The 20,918-nt window shown below is 29.0% G+C and carries 18 protein-coding genes; 15 read left to right on the top strand and 3 right to left on the bottom strand.

Annotation, left to right across the window (positions count from 1 at the left end; genetic code table 4):
- Position 1 precedes the first annotated feature (1 nt).
- The 9 genes from lpdA (at position 2) to JV122_RS04745 (ending at position 11,119) form a co-directional block, all read left to right on the top strand.
- Entirely contained in the window at positions 2-1,843 is a 1,842-nt protein-coding gene (gene lpdA / locus JV122_RS00615) for a dihydrolipoyl dehydrogenase (protein ID WP_205842485.1), read from the top strand.
- A 93-nt stretch (positions 1,844-1,936) separates the two neighbouring features.
- The gene (locus JV122_RS00610; protein WP_205842484.1) at positions 1,937-2,617 is read left to right on the top strand and encodes a nuclease-related domain-containing protein; all 681 of its coding nucleotides are present in this window, start codon (positions 1,937-1,939) and stop codon (positions 2,615-2,617) included.
- Positions 2,617-3,327: a M48 family metallopeptidase gene (locus JV122_RS00605; protein WP_205842483.1), complete on the top strand. Its 711-nt coding sequence runs from the start codon at positions 2,617-2,619 to the stop codon at positions 3,325-3,327. Before JV122_RS00610 ends, JV122_RS00605 begins: the two co-directional genes overlap by 1 nt.
- Positions 3,318-4,523: a cysteine--tRNA ligase gene (gene cysS / locus JV122_RS00600; protein WP_205842482.1), complete on the top strand. Its 1,206-nt coding sequence runs from the start codon at positions 3,318-3,320 to the stop codon at positions 4,521-4,523. Before JV122_RS00605 ends, cysS begins: the two co-directional genes overlap by 10 nt.
- Positions 4,524-4,590: 67 nt before the next feature.
- The gene (gene rlmB, locus JV122_RS00595; protein WP_205842480.1) at positions 4,591-5,265 is read left to right on the top strand and encodes a 23S rRNA (guanosine(2251)-2'-O)-methyltransferase RlmB; all 675 of its coding nucleotides are present in this window, start codon (positions 4,591-4,593) and stop codon (positions 5,263-5,265) included.
- Positions 5,266-5,272: 7 nt separating this feature from the next.
- Entirely contained in the window at positions 5,273-5,785 is a 513-nt protein-coding gene (locus tag JV122_RS00590; protein WP_205842479.1) for a sigma-70 family RNA polymerase sigma factor, read from the top strand.
- A 533-nt stretch (positions 5,786-6,318) separates the two neighbouring features.
- Positions 6,319-7,692, top strand: coding sequence for a phosphopyruvate hydratase (gene eno / locus JV122_RS00585; RefSeq protein WP_205842477.1), 1,374 nt, complete (start codon positions 6,319-6,321; stop codon positions 7,690-7,692).
- 249 nt (positions 7,693-7,941) lie between these two features.
- Positions 7,942-9,528, top strand: a complete 1,587-nt coding sequence (locus JV122_RS04860; protein WP_205842476.1) for an ATP-binding cassette domain-containing protein — start codon at positions 7,942-7,944, stop codon at positions 9,526-9,528.
- Complete coding sequence (locus tag JV122_RS04745) at positions 9,521-11,119, top strand: ATP-binding cassette domain-containing protein (RefSeq protein WP_205842474.1); 1,599 nt, start codon at positions 9,521-9,523, stop codon at positions 11,117-11,119. Before JV122_RS04860 ends, JV122_RS04745 begins: the two co-directional genes overlap by 8 nt.
- 39 nt (positions 11,120-11,158) lie before the next feature.
- Here JV122_RS04745 and JV122_RS00570 read toward each other — a convergent pair whose 3' ends face one another.
- Positions 11,159-11,956 (bottom strand): leucine-rich repeat domain-containing protein, encoded by a 798-nt coding sequence (locus JV122_RS00570; protein ID WP_205842472.1) that lies wholly within the window; start codon positions 11,954-11,956, stop codon positions 11,159-11,161.
- A 104-nt stretch (positions 11,957-12,060) separates the two neighbouring features.
- On the opposite strand from JV122_RS00570, the gene JV122_RS04855 reads away from it, so the two are divergent.
- The 5 genes from JV122_RS04855 (at position 12,061) to JV122_RS00545 (ending at position 17,679) form a co-directional block, all read left to right on the top strand.
- On the top strand, positions 12,061-14,073 hold the full coding sequence (locus JV122_RS04855; protein WP_205842470.1) for a GGDEF domain-containing protein: 2,013 nt from the start codon (positions 12,061-12,063) through the stop codon (positions 14,071-14,073).
- Complete coding sequence (rplI, locus tag JV122_RS00560; RefSeq protein WP_205842468.1) at positions 14,054-14,494, top strand: 50S ribosomal protein L9; 441 nt, start codon at positions 14,054-14,056, stop codon at positions 14,492-14,494. Before JV122_RS04855 ends, rplI begins: the two co-directional genes overlap by 20 nt.
- A complete protein-coding gene (gene dnaB, locus JV122_RS00555; protein WP_205842467.1) occupies positions 14,487-15,830 on the top strand; it encodes a replicative DNA helicase in 1,344 nt (447 codons plus the stop codon). The genes rplI and dnaB overlap by 8 nt, the downstream gene beginning before the upstream one ends.
- Positions 15,830-17,056 (top strand): CNNM domain-containing protein, encoded by a 1,227-nt coding sequence (locus tag JV122_RS04850; protein ID WP_205842463.1) that lies wholly within the window; start codon positions 15,830-15,832, stop codon positions 17,054-17,056. The genes dnaB and JV122_RS04850 overlap by 1 nt, the downstream gene beginning before the upstream one ends.
- 158 nt (positions 17,057-17,214) lie before the next feature.
- A complete protein-coding gene (locus JV122_RS00545) occupies positions 17,215-17,679 on the top strand; it encodes a deoxycytidylate deaminase (RefSeq protein WP_205842461.1) in 465 nt (154 codons plus the stop codon).
- A 27-nt stretch (positions 17,680-17,706) separates the two neighbouring features.
- On the opposite strand, the gene JV122_RS00540 is transcribed toward JV122_RS00545, so the two are convergent.
- Complete coding sequence (locus JV122_RS00540) at positions 17,707-18,807, bottom strand: site-specific DNA-methyltransferase (protein ID WP_205842460.1); 1,101 nt, start codon at positions 18,805-18,807, stop codon at positions 17,707-17,709.
- A gap of 78 nt (positions 18,808-18,885) precedes the next feature.
- On the bottom strand, positions 18,886-19,161 hold the full coding sequence (rpsT, locus tag JV122_RS00535) for a 30S ribosomal protein S20 (RefSeq protein WP_205842458.1): 276 nt from the start codon (positions 19,159-19,161) through the stop codon (positions 18,886-18,888).
- Positions 19,162-19,422: 261 nt separating this feature from the next.
- Here rpsT and tig point away from each other — a divergent pair, with 261 nt between their 5' ends.
- Complete coding sequence (gene tig, locus JV122_RS00530; protein ID WP_205842456.1) at positions 19,423-20,898, top strand: trigger factor; 1,476 nt, start codon at positions 19,423-19,425, stop codon at positions 20,896-20,898.
- The last annotated feature ends 20 nt before the right edge of the window (positions 20,899-20,918 follow it).

Genomic DNA, 20,918 nt, shown 5'->3' with positions numbered 1-20,918 from the left:
TATGTTTAAATTTAAATTTGCCGACATCGGTGAAGGTTTACATGAAGGAACAGTAGCTGAAATTTATAAAAAAGAAGGGGACGAAGTTAAAGAAGGGGACAGCCTGTTCTCTGTTGAAACTGATAAAGTAACTTCTGATATTCCTTCTCCTGCTACAGGAAAAATTGTTAAGGTTTTAATGGCTCAAGGTGATGTTATTCACGTTGGTCAAGAAATTTACATCATTGATGATGGTTCAGGAGATACCGATTCAGCACCTGCTCCAGAAGCTAAAAAAGAAGAAGCACCTGCAGAAGGTGGAGCATCTGTTGTTGGTGAAGTAAAAGTTTCAAACGAACTATTTGATTTATCAGCATTCAAAGCGCCTTCAGCTCAAGCTTCAAAACAAGAAGCAGCAGCTCCAGTAGTTGAATCTGCTCCAAAATCTTCTTCAAAAGAACAAGGTAAAAAATACGAAGGTTCAGTAAAAGAAGAATTTGATGTTATTGTTATCGGTTCAGGTCCTGGTGGTTATTTAGCAGCTGAAGAAGCTGGTGCAGCTGGACTTAAAACATTAATTATTGAAAAAGAATTCTGAGGAGGAGTTTGTTTAAATGTTGGATGTATTCCTACAAAAGCTCTTCTAAAAACTACAGAAGTTTACCACACAATTAAACACGCTCATGAATTTGGGGTTTTAGGAAAATTCGAACCAAAAATTGATTGAGAAAAAATGCATGGTAAGAAAACTGAAGTTGTTTCAAAACTTACAGCAGGTGTTCAAGCTCTAATGAGAATGAACAAAGTTAAAATGATTTTTGGTGAAGCTTCTTTTGTTGGTTCACACGAAGTTAAAGTTGAAAACGAAGTTTATAGAGCAAAAAACATTATTATTGCTACAGGTTCAAGCGATAGAAAAATTCCTTTACCAGGATTTATGGAAGGATATGAAAAAGGTAAATTAATTACTTCAAAAGAAGCAATTAATTTAGAAAAACAACCTAAATCAATTACTATTATTGGTGGAGGGGTTATCGGGGTTGAGTTTGCTCAAGTTTTTGCTTCAGCAGGAACAAAAGTAACAATCCTTCAAAACTTACCAACAATTTTAGCAATGCTTGACAAAGACATTATTAAACAAGTTTCAGAAGACTTAAAAGAATTAAATGTTGAAGTTATTACAAACGCAAACACAACAAAATTTGAAAAAGACAAAATTTTCTATGAAGTTAATGGAGAAGAAAAATCAATTAAATCTGATTTAGTTCTTGTTTCAGTGGGTAGAGTTCCAGAATCTCTAGGACTTGAAGAAGTTGGAATTAAACTTGGAGACAGAAAACAATTAGTTGTTGATGAATTCTGTGAAACAAACGTTGAAGGTGTTTATGGAATTGGAGACGTTGTTGGGCAAGCGATGTTAGCTCACGTTGCATACAGACATGCAGTTGTTGCAGTTTCAAACATTCTTAAAAAACAAGTTAAATACTCTTCAAAAACAGTTCCAGCATGTATTTATACACACCCAGAAATTGCTGTTGTTGGTCTAACAGAAGAACAAGCTAAAGCAGAAGGAAGAAACTTCATTGTTGCAAAACACGAATTCAAATTCATCGGTAAAGCATTAGCAGCTCACGAATCAAAAGGATTTGCTAAATTTATCATCGATAAAGAATTTGGAGAAATTATCGGTTGCCACATCATTGGTGGATCAGCAACTGACTTAATTTCTGAAGTTGTTCTAGCAATGGATCTAGAATCAACAATCTATGACATTGCTTCAACAATTCACCCACACCCAACATTTAGTGAAGTTCTTTGAGAAGCAGCAAGAACAGCTGTTCACCAATTACAAAAACACAAATAATTACATAAAATTATTTAATAATAATATAACCTAAAAGAGAGCAAAAATAGCTCTCTTTTTGCTATAATTTTATTATTTAAAAAGGAGGTTAAAATGAGTGATCAAGAAATTTGAATGGCAATCCTGATTACATTTGGAGCTGTTTTTACTTTAGCATTTTTTATCTCCCTTTTAGTAATAAAACTCAAATACGGTAAAAACCTTTCAATTCAAGAAAGGTTAGGCAAAGAAGCTGAAATAAGAATTAATGAATCTCTGAGTTCATGAGCTTCAAAAAATCAATCTTTTTTCATTCCTTCAGCACTTTATAAATACAACAAAAATCAACTTTTTGAAGTTGATGGAATTTTACTAACACCAAAAGTTGTTTATGTAATTGAAATTAAGTCAATCAATGGAGTAATTAAGGGTAATTCAGAAGATCAAAAATTTAAGAAAATAATAGCTAAAAAAGAATACGAAATTGCAAATCCAATCAAACAAAACGACAAGCACATCGAACACATAAAAAGAATGTTAAACGGGAATTTTCCTGTAATTTCTTTAATTATTTACACAGAAAGAACTGAATCAATCGAAGTTATAAACAAGCCTTCACACGTTGCTTTAATAAAAGAAAACGCCATCCAAGAAACGCTTTATGACATAAGTTCAAAACTTGAAAACAAATTCAGCGAACAAACACTGCAATCACTAAAAAACAGCATAGAAGAAAACATCACAAAAGACCGTAAAGACTACATTACTCTAAAAAGATTTTCTGAAAAGAACTAATGCAAAAACTACAAATAGAAATTGAAGATAAAGTTGTAGAAGTTATATTTTCAGTTAAGAACACAAAATATTCAAAAATAAAGGTAAAACAGGGTATTGTAGAAATAATTTGAAACAAACAACTAACTCAACAAGAAATAAAAATACTAATAGAATCTGAATGACAACAAATCTCGCAATATATTTACAATAGTCAAAAAGAAAAGAAATACATTGTTAATACAGAAGAATCCTACATCACTATTTTTGGTAAAAAAATAGAATACAAACTACATAAATTAGATCCTAAAAAGCATGAATATATGCTTTTTGCTCCAGGATTTTTCTTAAAATTTGAATCAAAAACAGCCCGCGGAATTAAAAACAACATTTATGAAGCAATGCTTTTAAAACTTGAAAATTACATTAAAACAAGAGTAGAAGAAATTAAAAAAGAAATGGAAATTGATTGAGATTATTCTGTTATAATCGGTTTATTCAGAAATGTTTGAGGAAGCAATTCAAAAGGTAAAATCAATGTTTTAAGATTTCATAGTAACCTTCTTCCAATGTCTAAAGAAATAATTGATTCAGTAATTTATCACGAATTAAGCCACCATTTTTATCGTAATCACAAAAAAAGTTTTTATAATCTACTTTTAAAATACTGCCCTAATTATCATGAATTAACAAAAGAATTAAATAAAGAGAGGTTTGAAAAATGAAAATAGAAAAATTATATGTTTGTGGTCCTACAGTTTACAATGATATTCACATCGGAAACATGCGTCCTATAATGTTTTTTGATATTGTAAACAGAGTTAAAAGAGCTTTAGGTATTGAAGTTGATTTTCTCCACAATATTACAGATATAGATGACAAAATTATCAAAAGAGCAATTGAAACAAACAAAAGTGAAAAAGAAATAAGTGAATTTTATTATAAAGAATACATGAATCTGCTTGAAGATTTTAACATCCAAAAACCTTCAAAAATCATGAAAGTTACAGAAAATATTACATTAATTACAGATTTTATACAGAAATTAATTGATAATAAAAGTGCTTATATCCTTGATCAAAATGTGATTTTTGATGTTTCAAAATTTAGCAATTATGGTTCAGTTTCAAACAGAAAAACAGATGATGCTCTAAACTCGGAATTTGAGTATCAAAAAAGAAATCCACAAGACTTTGTGCTTTGAAAAAAGACAACAGAAGGAATAGTTTTTGATAGTCCTTTTGGCCAAGGTCGTCCTGGATGACACACAGAGTGCGTTGCAATGATTCATAATTATTTTAAAGGTGAAACAATTGATATTCATGGTGGTGGAATCGATTTAATTTTTCCCCACCACGAAAATGAAAACATCCAGTTTTTCGCTTTAGAAAACAAAAATATAACTAAAAACTGAAAGCACACAGGCTTTATAAACAAAGACGGACAAAAAATGTCAAAATCACTCCAAAACATATTGCTTGCAAAGGATTTTAGCAACCAATACGGCTCTGATACTTTTAGACAAATCGTTCTAACAACAAGTATCAGCTCACCTGTAAATCTGAGTGATGAGTTGTTTAAATCTAATTTATCTAAAGTAAATAAATACAAAGAAATTTATTTAAATCATGAACTTGAAGGTCTTAATCAACAAATCAACTCAGAACTAATTAAAACAATTCTTGAATTAATTAAAGAAGAAAATTTTTCTCAAGCCAACAAAGAAATTAATGAACTATCTAAAAATAAAGAACAAATATCAACCTTTGTTGATCTGCTAAAAACACTCGGTTTTAAATTCACAAACATTAAAATAACACAAAAAGACAGAGAAATCTATGCAAACTGAAAAGAAGCTAGGCAAAACAAAAACTTTGAATTAGCTGATCAATTAAGAGATCAAATTGCTAAAATAGGAAAACTTTAGGAAAACAAATTAAAAGAAAATATAGCGGAAAAACTTAAGACTAAAAAACTTGTATAAAGGAGAAAAGATGAAAAAATTAATTTGCGGAAAGAATTCAGTGCAAGAAGCAATCGAGAATAATTTCCCAATTATTAAAATTTACACAAATAGACCAAACGAGATTGCTAACTTTGAAAAAAGTAAAATCCAACTTTGCGATTTATTAACATTAAATAAAATGACAAAGGAAAACCATCAAGGCTTTATTGCTGAAATTAAGAATATTGACTTTTTTGATTTAAATACAATTTTTAAGGACAGACCAGAAAAAATTTTAATTTTAGATCATATTCAAGATCCTCACAATTTTGGTGCAATCATCAGAACAGCAAATGCAGCTGGTGTTAATCACATTATCATTCCTAAAGATCGAGCAGTAGATATCACACCAACTGTTTTAAAAGTTTCTTCAGGAGGCTTTATTAATATGAAATTTATTAAAGTATCTTCAATATCAGCTGCAATCACCAAAATGAAAAAAGAAGGAATTTGAATTTATGGAACTACACTAAATGACAATTCTCAAAGTATTCATGAAGCAACCTTTAATTATCCTTTAGCGATAGTTATGGGTTCTGAGTCAAAAGGAATTTCAAAAAGTGTTGAAAATCTTTGTGATGTAAATATTTATATTCCAATGAAAGGAAGCGTGCAATCTCTAAATGTTTCTGTAGCTACAGGAATCGTGCTATTTAAAATTTAGGAGGCAAGTGAAATCATTTAAATATAATTTATACAATGGCGTACTTACGGCAGCGTCCAGAAATGCTCTCAAAAAATTTCCATCAATTCCATTAACTTGAGAAGATTTATTGATGGTAGCATTTGAAAATCTTAAGCCAACAATCGATCACATTAAAGTTAACTATACAACAAAAGATATTTCAAATGTTTTATACACTTATATTTACAGAAAACTATTATGCTATTGTAAAGAATATAGTCTTAAGAAACACACAGTCTTAAACTTCAGCTATTCTTATAATGATGAATTACTAATTCCAAATGGTGAAGAAGAAATTGAAAGAACTCTTCACAAAGAAGACTGCAAAAAATTTCTCAAGACTCTAAATCAAGAAGAACGTTTAATTTTAGAACTCTTTTATCTAAAAAACAAAAGTGCAATTGATATTGCAAAAATAACAAATATCTCAGTTCAAAAAATAATAGGTTTTTTAGATGAAATTAAATATCGTGCTCAAAAATTTTTCAGTTTTCTTTAGTTCAAAAAACAACCTTCAAAAAACAGGTTGTTTTTTTGTTTAGTTTTTTTGGAGTTGCTTTTGTTAGAAAAAATTCAAAAACTTGAATATTTAATGAAAAAATAAGGTACAAAATAGTGATATAACAACTTTAAAAGCACTAAAAAGCAAAAAAAATCATTTTTTTTGAACAAAAGGGAAAAAATAGTTGTATAATAATAATGGTCGAAAGGCCACAATTTAATTGAAAATTTGTTTGATGTTTTTATTTTAATATTTTTATATATTGTATATTTCATTTTATTTATTTTATATATGTATTATCGTTTATTTTCGTAAATTAGTTTTAAAAAAGAACAACATATTCTACCTCTTATGTAATATCCTAAGTTTGGGTATATAATCTCCTTTCTTTTTATTATTATAATTTTCGTAAAATAATAACAATAGGTAGCTCTGGCTGCCTATTTTTTTATTACGTTTTTGCAATAAAAAAAAGTTAAAGTGCTATAATTAAAATATTGTATTAATAAGATTAGATATTAAGGAGAAAAATGTCAAGAATTACAAGTATTCACGCACGTGAAGTTTTAGATTCAAGAGGTAACCCAACTGTTCAAGTTGAGGTTCAAACAGAATTAGGAGGATTTGGTTCAGCTATCGTTCCTTCTGGTGCTTCAACAGGAACAAGAGAAGCTCTAGAATTAAGAGATCAAGATAACGAATTTGCATCAAACTGATTTGGTGGAAAAGGTGTTATGAGAGCAGTTAAAAACGTAAATGAAATTATTGCTCCAGAAATCGAAGGAATGGAAGTTACAGATCAAAGAAAAATTGACTTAGCAATGATTAAATTAGATGGTACACCATTTAAGAAAAATTTAGGAGCTAATGCAATTCTAGGAGTTTCACTAGCTGTTTTAAGAGCTGCTGCAGATGAACTAGACTTACCACTTTACAAATACATCGGTGGAACAAACGCAAGAAAACTACCAGTTCCAATGCTAAACGTTATTAATGGTGGAGAACACGCATCTAACACAATCGACTTCCAAGAATTTATGGTTATGCCTTTAGGAGCAAAATCAATTAGAGAAGCTCTACAAGTTGCAAACAAAGTATTCCACAACTTAGCAAAACTACTTAAAAAAGCAGGACACGGAACACAAGTTGGTGATGAAGGTGGATTTGCTCCAAACTTAAAATCACACGAAGAAGCTTTAGATTTCTTAGTTGAAGCTATTAAAGTTGCAGGATTTACACCAGCTACTTCAGGACAAAATGCAGTTGCTATTGCTTTAGATGCTGCTTCTTCAGAACTATACGATTCAGCAACTAAAAAATACACATTCGGAAAACTAAAAGCTGCAATCGATGCTAAAAAAGAAGGATTTGCAGACCTAAAAGACAAAGTAGAATTTACAACAGATGAATTAGTAGACTACTACGGAAAATTATTTGCAAAATACCCAATTATTTCAGTAGAAGACGGATTTGCAGAATCAGATTGAGAAGGATTCAAAAAATTCAATGAAAGATTTGGTTCAACTCACCAAATTATGGGAGATGACTTAACAGTTACAAATGCTTCAATTCTTTCAGAAGCTATTGCTAAAGGTTCAATTAACTCAATTTTAATTAAACTAAACCAAATCGGTTCAGTTTCAGAAACATTAGACACAATCGAATTAGCTCACAAAGCAGGATTTACAGCTGTTGTTTCTCACCGTTCAGGAGAATCAGAAGACACAACAATCGCCGATCTAGCTGTTGCAGTTAACGCAGGACAAATCAAAACTGGATCACTTTCAAGAACAGATCGTGTTGCTAAATACAACAGACTTCTAGCTATTGAAGAAGAATTAGCAGAAGCTGCTGAATACGATGGAGAAAGAACATTCCACAACCTAAAAAGAAACGTTAAATAATTAACAACAAACACAAAAAACTGGGAATTTTTCTCAGTTTTTTTTCATAACTAAAGAAACTTTGGTACAATTAAATTACACAAAAGGAGATAAAATGAAAAATATTAATAAGTTTATTATGAATAAACGTATTATCAAAACAGATAATAATATTTTTCATCACCTTTTTTAAGTAGAGATTTTGGTATAAAATAATTTACTCTCAACTTCTAAAAGGTTGAGAGTTTTTTAATTAATTAAGGAGATAAAATGAAAAAATACATAAATTCAAATAAAAGTTTAGTAATATTATTGAGCTTAATTTCTGCAATTGTATTAGCAGCTTCTTCAGTTGAAGTCTTTTTTGGTTATTCCTTTATTGAATCAATAAGTTCATCAAATGCTTCAGATTTTTGAAACAAAGTTATTATTTTATCAATAGCAACTTTTGTTTTGGTAGTTGCTTCTTTTTTGAAAAAATGAATTTTCAACAAATTATCTAGAAAATTTAGTATAGAGCTAAATAATGATATTTTAAAAACAATATCAAAAACTCCTTCTTTTGAAGTTGAAAAGAATAAAGAAGGTAAATACCTTGTTTGACTCAAAGAAAGAGTTCAAGAGATCAAAATGGTTATTTTTGAACTTGGATTCAATAGTATTTTTAGCTTAATTTCTTCAGTTATTTATATTTCTATACTGTTTTTCTTAAGTTGAAAATTATCACTAATAGGTCTTGCAATTACTTTAATTTCCTTTATTGCTCCTTTATTTTTAAGTGTTTTAGCAGGAAAAATCAATCAAAAATATATGAATAATCAAGAGGATTTTAGTTCTTCTTTAATGAGTGTTTTCAACGGATTTAGAGTTCTTTATTATTTAGCTAAAAAAGAAACTTTAAACACACTAACTGTTAAAGTAATCGAAAGATGAATTAAAGATTTAGACACAACAAAATCAAAAGTTATTTTGCTTGAGGTGATAAATTCCTCTTTTAATATCTTTGCAGATCTACTTTATTTCTTTTTGATTGGTTATTTCATATTTTTCTTAAAAGAGCCTATAGCAATAATTTTTGTATTCCCTAATATCTTTGTTTCTTTAACAAACGAAATTAGATACATAATGTACTTTGTGCAGTACTATAGTTCCTTTAAAAATCTCATTAATACTTTTTCAAAAGCGCCTGATTTAGAATCTAAAACACAGGGAAATTCCTTTATAATCGACAAAATTGAACTCAAAAATATTAGTCTTAATTATGAACAAAAAGAGATTATTAAAGACTTTAGTTTTGTGTTTGAAAAAGGTAAAAAATATGCAATCGTCGGAAAATCAGGAAGTGGAAAAAGTAGTTTAATTTCTATTTTACTTAAGCAACAAAATGATTATCAAGGGGATGTTTTAATCAATGATATTAATCTAAAAGAAATTGATAATCAAACACTAAACAACTCTTTAAGTTACTTAAACAATGAAGCTAAATTACTTAATGAAAGCATTTATAACAACGTAGCACTTTGAGAACAAAATAAACAAGAAAAAGTTGAAAAAGCCCTTGAATTAGCAATGTTAAATACACAACAATTTCCTTTAGAAATGCAAATAGATCAAGACAGCAATCTCTCTTCTGGTCAAAAACAAAGGTTAAACATTGCAAGACACTTTTTCAGATCTAAAAATCTTTTAGTTTTAGATGAAGCATTATCAAATATTGATAAAGAAAATTGTGATCAAATTCTAAAAAATATCTTTAGCGATAAAGAACTAATCTTAATTAATGTAACTCATCACCTAAACGATTCGCATAACTACGATTATGTAATAAACTTTGACAAGGAGGTTAATAATGAATAAATTAATCAAAACTGACAAATCAAAAATCATTATATATTTTGTAATAGTCAGTCTTGTTACTTCACTTCCTTTGTGAATCTCCTTTGGCGAAGGTTATGCAATTAATTCAATTTTAGGAACTTTTTCAATTGCTAATTTAAATCAATTTGCTTTATTTTCTATTTTTGTTGCCATAATTGCATTAGCTCACTTGAGCAACTTAATATCTAATTACTTTTATTACAAAATGCAAAATAAAATGTTTTTATACATTGCTAAATCAACATCACTCAATGTCTTAGAGCAACTCAAAAAAGCAAACCACAAATCCCTAATTTCTTTTTCAGCTTCCGATGCATACACTCAAATTATTTTTAACTCAAGTAATTTGAGTCAAAAATTGCTATTTCCAATTATTAACATATTTAGTAATTTTATCTACATGATCTTTCTGTTTTCATTCTTTTTATCAACCACTTGAGTTGCTTTTGTAATTATCTTTTTAATTATGTCAATCAACATTTTAGTTAATTATCTATTTTATAAAAAGCAAGCTAAAGCGAACCAAAAAACACAAGAAGCTTATGAATCATTTTTTGAAAAAGCCATTTATTTAATTGATAGATTTGAGTTATTTTATTTTAATAACAAAGAAAATTACTTTATATCTCAATTTCAAAAAGAAACTTTTGAGTTATATAACTCAATATACAAAAAAGAAAATCTAGAATCGCTGAGTGAAAACTCCATCAATTCAGTTGTTAAAGTTGTGGAGTTATTAGGAATAATTGTTTTAGCTCTTCTATTTTTTGACAAAAGATTTGGTGTAAATTTAGGTCTAATTTATATTTTCCAAAAAACAATTAACTCCTCAAAAGATAACTTTAAAGCACTCTTTGGTGATTTTCAAACTTACTTAACATCTAAATTTATTATAGATAAATTTGATATGAAACTTCAACAAGATCACGCTACAAAAGAACTCAAAGAAATTGAAACAATCGAGTTTCAAAACGTTAATCTCTCTTTTGAAAATAAAGAAATTCTAAAAGATTTCAGTTTAAAAATAAACAAAGGAGAAAAGGTCTTAATTACAGGAGAATCAGGAAAAGGAAAGAGTTCTTTAATGAACTTAATTCTTAAAAATGTTGACGAATATACAGGAAAAATCCTTTTAAACGCTACAGACATCAAAGAATTTAGTAATAATTCTATTAAGCAAAATATCTCATATTTAGGTTCTGATAATTTCTTATTTGATCTTAATATTAAACAAAATATCCTCCTTGATTCAAAAGAACAAAAAGAAAAATTACAACAAATTTTAGAAATGGTCTCTTTAGATCAAGAACTAAAAGATAAACTAGAAATCACTAATTTAGATGCTTCTAATTCTCTTTCAGAAGGTCAAAAACAAAGAGTTGCATTAGTAAGAGTTCTTTATAATGGTTCTGAAGTTTTATTACTCGATGAATCTCTCTCAAACTTAAATAGCGAACTTTCTTCAAAAATTTTAGAAACCCTTTTAGAAACTCAAAAAACAATAATTTACATCTCACACCACTTAAAAACAGAACAAAAACAAAAGTTTGATAAAGTTATTGAGTTATAAGAAAATAAAAAATAGACAAGTTATTTTGTCTATTTTTGTTTATTGTTTTTGTTCAGCGAAAACGTTGTTTCCAAGTTTGATTGATTCTTTTTCTAGAACTTTTTGAGCATCAGCAGAAAGTTTGTTTTTTGCAAAAGCTTCATCTCCAACAAATGCTAGTTGTGAATTTTGAGCTAAAGTTATACTTGAAATTTCATTGTCTTTAAAAGCTGCTCTAGAAATTGTTTTTAAAGAAGAGTTTGCTAAGTTTAGTGTTGTTAATTTATTTTTGTTAAAAGCACCGATAGAAATGGTTTCTAGTGATGAATTTTCAGGGATTGTTAGTTCTTCAATTGAATTGTTTGCAAAAGCATTAGCTTGAATGTTTTTAAGTGAAGCAGGAAGACTTAGTTTTTTAATTTCATTTCCTTCAAAAGCATTTTCACCAATTGAAACTAATTTTGTAGCTTTTGAAAAGTCTAATTCTGTAATATAACCACTAACTGAAACCCCTGTAAATGCGTAATTTCCGATTGACTCAAGTGTTTCAGGGAAAATAATTTTATTTAGAGTATATTTAACTTCTTTTTCAGCACCATCAACTTTAATTTTTTTGGTGTATTCTTTGTTTTTGTTGTCTAAAAACATTTTAGCTGGAATTTGTGTTATTTTTTCTTTTGAAAGATCTAAAGTGAAAGTGTGTGTTTCATCGTTCAGATCTATAATATTTACATAGTTACCTTGTTCATCTTTTTTATTTAAATAGTCAGTTGCTTTAGGTGTAGTTGAAGAGCATGAAAATGCTGCTACAGGAGCAAAAACTACAGGTAAAGCATATAAAAAGTGTATTTTTTTCATAATAAAAATTTTACAACAAAAACACAAAAAATAAACTAAGTCGCAAAAATCTAATTTAACAACTTTGTGAATTTAAAAGCAAAATAATATATAATTTAAAATATATGAATAATAAAAAGACTTGACTAACAATTTCCTTTTCGGGAATAGTGCTATTTTCAATTTTAATTGCAATATTTGTAATTTTATATAAATTGGAATATGTAGCTGCAGAATTGCTGTTTTTTGGAACAGTATTTTTCCTTATTGTTATCTTTTCATTAATTGTCTGAATCTTTTGATTGTTTCTATTGAAATCAAACAAAATTCAGTCTTCTCTTTATGACTACATCAATGAAGTTGTTGAAGAAAACAATTTAGGACTTATTTTACACACTACAAACGGAAAAATAATTTGAGTTTCTTCCTTTATTGAAAAACGTTTCTCCAAAAAGTGATTAGGAAAAAATATTAACTCAATTTTTAATGAAAAAATCAAGATTGATGATGAAAACTTTTCTGGAGATGGAGTTTTATTCCAGGATTCAGGATACAACTACTCAATTAAAAAATACAGAGAAAAAAACGTTATTTCAATTAGGGATATTACAATGTATCAAAACCTACTTGAAAACTATGATAAAGAAAAAATAGTGATTGGTGAGATTGAAATTGATAACTACCACTTACTTCTTTCTTCTTTAGGAGAAGAGGATTTCTTCAACATCAGAACAGCAGTAGTTTCAATGCTAGATGAAATTGCTAACTCAATGAACTTTACTTACAGACAGTATGTTGACGGACGTTTCTGAATAATTACTAACTATGAAGTTTTTGAAAAATTAAGATCTAAAAACTTTTCTCATTTCAATGAAAAAGAAGTTTATTTAACAAAAGGAGAAACAAAGCAAGTTATCACTTTTTCAGCTGGATTTGTTTATGGAGCAAGAGAAATTGGAAAATTAAACCAACTTGCAAAAGATGCTCTTTTATATTCTAAAACTCGTGGTGGAAATCAGATTACAACACTAAAATACGGTTCAAAACCGATAACATACGGTTCAAACAGTGAGATTGATTCAAACTCAAGTCGTTCAGAAATAAACTATGTTGCTAAGAAAATGCTTGATGTTTTAGCAAAAGAAGAAGTTAAAAACATTGTTCTTTATGGACACAAAAATGCTGATTTAGATGCTATTGGTTCTGCATATGCTTTAGGAATGTTTCTAAAAAACTATGCAAAAACTAAATTAAATCAAGAAAAAGAATTTTATGTTCAAAACATCACATACGATGCAACAACAACCCACTTTATAAACAATAACAAAGGCGATATTGATTTAGAATTACTAATCAAGCCTTCAAGTGCCAATAAATTAACAGACAAAAATACACTAATAATTATTTTAGATACAGCAGATGCAAACAGGATTGAAAACCCTAATGCTTTTAGTGGAAGTGATCCTAAAAAAGTGTTTATCTTTGATCACCACAGAATTGGAACAAAACCAAACTTCTTAGACAAAGGAAATGAATATATTGACACAACAGCATCTTCAACTTCAGAAATAGTGACAGAAATAATTGCTCTGCACTCGACAGCAGACACAAAATTAATCAATGCATTTGCAGCTCAAATGCTGCTAAATGGTGTGTACATGGATACAAACCAATTTAAAAAATCAACATCAATGAAAACCTTTAATGCAGCATCTTTATTAATCAAATGAGGTGGACAAAGTTCTAAATCAATTGAAACATTGAAGATGACTGAAGAAATTTTTAATATAATTAATATGATTATTAAAAAAACAGAAGAAGTTATTCCTGGCTTTTTATTAGCCTACACAAACGAAGAAGTAGATATTGACGTTGTATCAATGGCTGCTGACACTTTATTAAACATCCAAGGAAGAAAAGCATCCTTTGTAGTTGCTAAAGTAGTAGGCCAAAACAGATACAAAATGTCAGCCAGAGGAATTAACAACACAAACGTGCAAATCATTGCTGAAGCTGTTGGAGGTGGTGGACACTTCTCAGCATCAGCTGCAGAAAGCACAACAGAAAATTTAGAAGAATTTGTAGATAACATAAGACAAGCAATAGTGAGTGTGAGAAATGAAAGTAATATTAATTAAAGACTGTAAAGATGGAAAAGCAAACCAAGTAATCGAAGTTGCTGATGGTTATGCAAAAAACTTTTTAATCAAAAATGGATTTGCTATTCCAGTAAATAAAACAACATCTCAATTTTTAGACAAAAAAATTGAGCAAATTGAAAAACAAGAAGCAGAAAAAAAACAAAAAGCTTTAGAGCTATGCGAAGAAATCAACAAAGTGATTTTACACTTCAAACTCAAAGAAACAAATAATGTAGTTCATGGTTCAATTACAGCTAAAAAAGTTCTAAAATCCCTTGAGGACTTAGGAATTAAACTTCCAAAACATACTTTAGAAGACCATGTACACATCGTTTCAATGGGACTAACAGTATTAAATGTAAAATTACATAAAGACGTAGTAGCTCATCTGAGAGTTAAGGTAGAAAAAGATGAATAATATTAATCTCCATATCTCAGAAGAAGCTGAACAATCGATTTTAAACTATATAATTTCAACAGAAGAAAATCGTGCAAAAATAATTCCTTTTTTAGAAAAGGAAGATTTTTATTTTAGCTATAATCAAATTATTTTCGAAGCAATCGAAGACCTTTTTAACAATGCAAAAGAAATTTCTCTTGTAACAATTACAAACGAATTACACAGACTAAACATTTTACAAAAAGCTGGTGGTGCTGTTTATATTGCAAGCATCGGAGAAGCTAACGTTCCTTTATTTTCTACAGTAAATGACTTTATGACAGAGCTTGTTGAAAAGTCAAATTTAAGAAAAGCAAAAGTTGCACTTGATTTTGCACAACAGCAAATTGCTCAACAAAATAAAACAGCAGATGAGGTTTTAAATGAATTTGAGTCTAAAATGGTGCAAATCAGTAGGGGAACAGAACAAAAAGACTTTGCCGAAATTAGAGTAGTAGCTGAAGAGTTATTAAAAGATCTTTTAGCCAGAAGATCAGAAGATGGCATAAAAGGGATTTCCACAGGAATCAAAAGCCTTGATAAAATCACATCCGGTTTACAAAGAGGTGATTTAATAATCCTTGCTGCTAGACCTGCGATGGGTAAAACAGCATTTGCTCTTAACATTGCTAAAAACGTTGCTGAACAAGAAGATAAAGTTGTTGTCTTTTTCTCCCTTGAGATGCCTTCAATTCAACTTGTAACAAGGATTTTATCCGCTGATTCTGCTGTTGAAGCTTACCACTTAAAAAACCCACAATACATTACAGACGCAGAGTGAGTTAAGATTTCTAACAGTCTTAAAAACAGAATTTCAAAATACAATCTGTTTTTAGCTGATTCTGGAGGAATTAAGCTTCATGAAATGGTTTGAAAAACTAAAAAACTTCTAACCAAAATGAAAAAAATCGACTTAATTGTAGTCGATTATTTACAGCTAGTTAATGTTGGTTCTGGTCAAGGAAATGGAAACAGACAACTTGAAGTTTCAACAATTTCTAGAACACTAAAACAGCTCGCTAGAGACATTAATTGTCCAATTCTTGCACTTGCCCAACTGTCTCGTGAGGTTGAAAAAAGAGAAGACAAAAAACCTATTATTTCAGACCTTAGAGACTCCGGAGCTATTGAGCAAGATGCTGATATTGTAACATTTTTATACAGAGAAAACTACTATACAAAAGAAGTTTCACCAACTGAAGTTCAAGAAACTCAATTAATAATTGCAAAGCATCGTAATGGGGCAATTGGAGAAATTACACTGCAATTCGATGCCAAAATCGGTCTATTCTTTGAAGAGGATAAGGAATTTTAATGGACACGGTCAGTTATATAGTTTTTTCGATTTTACTATTCATTTTATTAATCTTATCAGCTCTTTTTTCAGCTTCTGAAACTGCTTTTTCTTCAGTAACAAAAGCAAAAATCGAAGAAAATTTAGATCCTAAAAAAACCTTTGCTAAAAAAGTTATTAAAAAGAGATACGAGTCTTTTTCTTCAACTCTTTCAACAATATTAATCGGAAATAATATCGTTAACATCGCAGCTTCATTATTACTTTCTTCGATTTTAGCAAGCTTAATTACAGATAATGTTCTTGAAATTATTGTATCAACAGCTGTAATGACGCCAATAATTGTTATTTTTGGAGAAATCATTCCTAAAGTTATTGCTAGAAAAAGACCTTTAGCCTTTTTAAAAAGAACTTATTTAATTATTTATTTCTTTTATTTACTATTTTGACCTCTAACTTTCTTAATCTCAAAATTTGTAAAAGAAAATCAGGTCACAAACACAGAAAATGAACTAAAACAAATTTTAGATATCGGTTATAAAGAAGGAGTTTTAGAAAAAGAGGAATCAATTCTTGCAAGAAATGCTCTTGATTTTGATTCAATAAAACTTCAAAAACATTATGTAAGACTAAAAAATATTACTTACATCAACCATGATGATTCACTAGATAAAATTCAAAAGAAATTTATTGAAAGTGGTTTTTCTCGTCTTCCAATCAAAAAGAAAAAACAATTTGTAGGAATCTTGCTTTTAAAAGATGTTTATCACAAAACTAAAGAAGATTTCAATATTGATGAATTAATCGTTGAAGTCCCTTATGTTTCTGCAAACTCACTTTTAAAAATAGCTCTTAAAAAGATGAAGGAAAATAGAACACAATTTGCCTTTGTCACAAAGAATAACGATGATAAATCTGTTGTCGGAATCATAACTTTTGAAGATGTTTTAGAAGAACTTGTTGGAGAGATTTATGATGAACACGACTTCAGAGATGAGCTTGATTTATATGAAATCGAAGAAACAAAAGTTATTGCTAAATACTCAACCAAAATAGAAAAAATCAATGAAGTTCTTAAAACAGAAATTCCAGAAGACAAAGAAATAATTGGTAAGTATCTCGAAGAACTTACAAATAAAAAACTAACCTTAAAATTTAATTACAAAGAAGAAAATTTATCATTTAAGGTAGTTGAAAACAAAAAAGGTAGCGAACAAAAAATTGAGATTTCACTTGATGAAAAATAAATTTATGCTATAATTTATACAGTTCTCTTTTAGAAGAGGATTATCGAAACTAAATGTTTCATACGATAATATTTTCCGACACAAAAAGTGTTATTTCGCGAGTTAATATAGCAAGAAGGGTGCGCTGTTCTTGCGTTTTTTGTTTTATAATTTAATTTATGGAAAAAATTATTAACTGAGATCAATATTTTATGGCTTTAACAAAGCTTAGTGCACTTAGATCTAAAGATCCTAACACAAAAGTTGGAGCTTGCATTATTAACGAAAGAAAAAGAGTTATTGCTCTTGGATACAATGGAATGCCTTCGGGAAATGACGAAGATTTCCCTTGAACAAGAGAAGGTGATTCAGAAAAAGACAAAAAATATGCTTATGTAGTTCATGCAGAAATAAACGCAATTTTAAACTCAATTACTTCTCTTGAAAATTCAGTTCTATACACTTCTCTTTTCCCTTGTTCAAGTTGTGCAAAAACAATCGTGCAATCAGGAGTTAAAGAAATTGTCTATTTTGAAGATAAATACCACGACACAGAAGATGCTTGAATTGCAAGAAAAATCTTCAAAGATTCATTTGTTAAAACCAGAAAATTAGAAGAAAGCAAAATCACTTTAGAGTTATAGAAAAAACAGAGTCAGCGACTCTGTTTTTTAGTAGTTTTTGGCAACAAATTCTTTTCTTATGGCTGATAAAGGAACTTTTTGACCGTCTCTGACAACAAATCAAACATCTCATCCATTCGCATTAGAACTCAAGTTGCTTAATATCCCGCCGAGTTTTGAAATTCCGTATTCCTTACCTTCATAAACTAATTCATAGTCTTTTGAAACTGAAGCAAAAATTTCTGTGTTTTTAAAATATATTTTTTCATCTTGGGAGATAAAACCTGCATTTACAAGTTCTCTAAATCTTACAACAGGAAGTTTTATATCTAATTTAGCATTAACATAATCATCATCAATAATTTGCTCTTCTTCAATTCTTTTTAGAGAGAAATCAACATATCTTTGATCTCTTTCGATTCCAAAAAAGTTTCTTTGCAATCTTTTTGCAACAGCTGGAGTTGTTCCTGTTCCTGAAAATGGATCAAGAATTAAGTCGCCTTTTTTAGATGAAGAAATAATGATGTTGTACAGCAGTTTTTCAGGCTTTTGAGTTGGATGTAATTTATTACCTTGTTCATCTTTTAGTCTTTCACGACCAGTTGATACAGGGATTTCTCAAACACTGGTCATTTGTCTTCCGTCATTTAGTGCCTTCATTGTTTTGTAATTAAAGTGGTACTTTGTTTTGTCTGTAGGAACAGCTCAAATTAGTGTTTCTTGTTTGTTTGTAAATCTTGTACCCATAAAGTTTGGTGTAGGATTAGTTTTAGATCAAATAATATCATTAATTATTCAAAATCCTAATTCTTGCATAATGCTTCCGACAATAAAAATATTTTGGAAAGAACCAATTACTCAAAAGGAGGATTTATCCTTTTTTAGCACCCTTTGAGCCTCTATCAATCATTCTCTTGTAAATTCTTTGTATTTTTCTACGCTTTCAAAAGAATCTCAGTCAACACCTTCGATTCCTTTAAAATCGCTTCCATCAAATCTTTTTAGAGAACCTTCAAGTTGCATATTGTAGGGAGGATCAGCAAAAATAACATCAACAGAGTTATCTGGTAAGCTTTTTAAAACTTCGATTGTGTCTCCTACCTTTATTGTATTTATTAGCTCTTGTGGAAATTCATTAGTTTTCTTCATTTTAATACTCCTTTTTTACTATTAAATTATACAAAATTGGACTAAAAAACCTACTCAATTTCGAGTAGGTTTTAAAACTTAGGCAGCGTTTGAATTTAGCTGTTTAGCAACAAAAGCATCAAGTCTTGATGTTTTTCTAGAACCATTATTTTTGTGTAGAACACCTTTTGAAACGGCAGTATTAATTTCTTTGTGAGCTTTTGATACTAATTCTTGTAAGTTAGCATCGTTTGCAACTGCAGCTAATTTAGCTTTTTTAATTGCTCCTCTCACTCTTGATTTAATAGCACTGTTTCTAACTCTAGATTTTTCATTTGTTTTAATTCTTGTTATTTTAGATTTAATATTTGCCATGTTTCTCCTTAATTTTCTTAATGTTTTGTTTAGTTTTTAAATTATAGCATTAAAATCAAAAAAATGATATTTTTAATCAATGTTTTTCTTGACTTTCAAATTATAACACTTTTTTAATTTTTTTATTTAAATTAAAACCAATTTTAGCTTAAAATTTTAAAGCTAGCATTTTAAATATTTTAACTATATTTTAAATGATTTTTAAGCAAAAAATAAAAATTAATTTATAATATTAAAAGATTAAAAAAGAAGGAGTCAATTATGGCAAAAAGAGAAATTCTTAAAAATACTTCAGAGCTAAAAATTACTATTGAAGCTGATAAAATTGAGTGAAAAAAAGCTCAAACAAAATCTAGAGAAAAAAACATTAAAGAACTAAAAATTCCTGGATTCAGAAAAGGACATGTTCCTCAAGCAAAAGTTGAATCATACTTAAATCAAGGAAGAATTTTAGAAGATGCATTTAATTTAATTGCACCTAAATTAGAAGAAGAAGCACAAAAACAAATAATGGAAACAGACCAAATTTTAGGTAGACCAAAAGCAGAAATTGTTAAACTAAACAAAGATGAATTATCAATCGCTTTCTTATACCCTGTTTATCCATCAATCGAAATTGCAAACTACAGACAATTTAAAATTCCTTACAAAGTAGCTAAAGTTTCAAAAGAAGACATTAAAGCTCAAGTAGACAAACTACTAGTTCAAAACGCAATGTTAGTTGAAACAAAAGTTATTAAAAAAGATGACATCGTTACTTTTGATTTTAAAGGATTCATCGATGGAAAACCATTTGAAGGTGGAGAAGCAGAAGATTTCGAACTAAAAATTGGTTCAGGAAACTTTATTCCAGGATTTGAAGATGCAATGATCGGATTTAAAAAAGGTGAAGAAAAAGAAATTAATGTTAAATTCCCTAAAGACTACCACGCCAAAGAATATGCTGGAAAACCTGCTGTTTTCAAAATCAAGGTTAAAAATATTAAAAAATATGATAAACCAGAATTGACAGATGAATTCGTTGCTTCATTAAACATTCCTAATGCTAAAACAGTTAAAGAACTAGAAGCTAAATTCGAAGAAATTTCAGCAAGAGAAAACGAAGAAAAAGCAAAAGCAGAATTTAAAAAAGCTGCATTTGAAGAAATTCTAAAAACAACAGAAATTCCTTTAGCAGCACAAATTGTTCAATCAGAAACAGACAGACTTTTCAAACAATTTGAAGCAAACCTAAAACAACAAGGATTTACTGTTAAAGAATACAAAAACTTACTAAAAATCGATGACGCACAAATCAAAAAAGAATTAGAAGTTGAAGCTATTAAAAACCTTAAAGATGCATTTATCTTTGCTGAAGTAGCGAGATTAGAAAAAATTCTTGCAAACGAAGATGACTACGAACAAGAATATGAAAAAATTGCAAAAGTTTACGGTACAACAAAAGAAGCTGCACAACAAGTTATTTCTAAAGCACAACTACAAATTCCTATTACAAACAGAAAAGTTATCGATAGATTAATCCAATATTCAGGTGGAGAATTAAAAGACAAAAAACCAGCTGCTAAAAAATCAACTTCAGCTAAAGCAGAACCAAAAGCAGACAAAAAAGTTGCTCCTGCTAAAGCTGAGAAAAAAGCTCCAGCTAAAAAACCAGCTGCTAAAAAACCAGCTGAATCAAAAGCAAAATCTACAACAGCTAAAAAACCAGCTGCTAAAAAAGAAACAGCTAAAAAATAATATATATTAACTAAAAGCCT

The sequence above is a fragment of the Mycoplasma procyoni genome, from assembly GCF_017052595.1.
Taxonomy (GTDB): Bacteria; Bacillota_I; Bacilli_A; order Mycoplasmatales; family Metamycoplasmataceae; genus Mesomycoplasma_A; species Mesomycoplasma_A procyoni.
This window is presented reverse-complemented; position numbering and strand designations above follow the sequence as displayed.